We start from the raw sequence: 1,047 nt of genomic DNA, 5'->3' as shown, positions 1-1,047 counted from the left end.
GGAATTTCTTTGTTTTCTGTATCTGTGGCCTCTGAAGATTTTGGAATTTTAATGATTTCTTTTTGAATCATATATTGTATTCCTTGCACAAATGTTATGTCGTCAATTTGATCATTTGACCACCAACCTGCATTTTTTTTAATCCACTGAGGAAGAATTATTGTTTCCGAATCCAAATTAATTTTTCCAATAAACACAATTCTAATCTTCTCTGATTGTAGTTTTTTAATCAATCCATTTAGTTCGTTGAATTGTTTTTCATTAATTTGATTGGTATAAGTTCCATTTTTAATAATTGCAAATTGCTGTGGATTTGATGTTATTACTGCAAACCCATATTTTTTAAGAGCATCTACCGTATCTGCAAAAGTCTCATCGTTTGATATTCCAACAAACAAATTTTGTTCAACATCGTACTTTCCAGTGGTAGCCGTTTCAGGAAATTTGTATAATGTTTCATCTTTTAACGGAAATTTCACTACTTCTTCTTGTGAAACACTACCGCTAACATGTGTGAATTTATTCTCTATGAGAACTTGCTTTGTGTCTTCATTGTATTGGTTTTGTGGTGGTACAAAGATGTGAGGCCTCACACCTGCATTATTGAGAATTTCAACTATTGATTGTTTTAATAATTTGTCTTGTTCTTGTTTGGAATAATTTGTAAAAGGTGCAGATCCTATTCCTTCACTTGCAATTTCTATTTTATTTTTACTGGATGCATCTTTAACTATGGCTGTGATTTTTTGATCATTTCCAAATGAATCTGCAATTATTCCTACAGTCAATGGAATATTTTTTTCTACGAATGTATTGATGTATGCAAGTTGTATGTCATTTAGCCAGTAATCTTGGACTCCGTCAAATCTAAATGCTACACAATTACATGATGTAGTTATTTCGTCTTTGTTGATTGGGATATTTGTCGTAGTTTCTGGATTTTTTGGCTCATCTTTTGATTTTATTATTTTAAACGTATTTTCTTGACCTATTATCGCTACCTTCTTTTCTTTCCACGAAGAATCGATGACATCATTCTTTAAAACA

The 1,047-nt window shown here is 31.1% G+C and carries 1 protein-coding gene; it reads right to left on the bottom strand.

From position 1 onward, the window contains the following. A partial coding sequence (locus BG20_RS12515) for a polysaccharide deacetylase family protein (protein WP_010195591.1) occupies nt 1–1,047 on the bottom strand: 1,047 nt, incomplete at both ends.

Origin of the sequence: Candidatus Nitrosarchaeum limnium BG20, from assembly GCF_000241145.1 — an archaeon.
Lineage (GTDB): Archaea > Thermoproteota > Nitrososphaeria > Nitrososphaerales > Nitrosopumilaceae > Nitrosarchaeum > Nitrosarchaeum limnae.
Note: the sequence above shows the minus strand (reverse complement) of the source record. Positions and strands in the feature narration are given on the sequence as shown.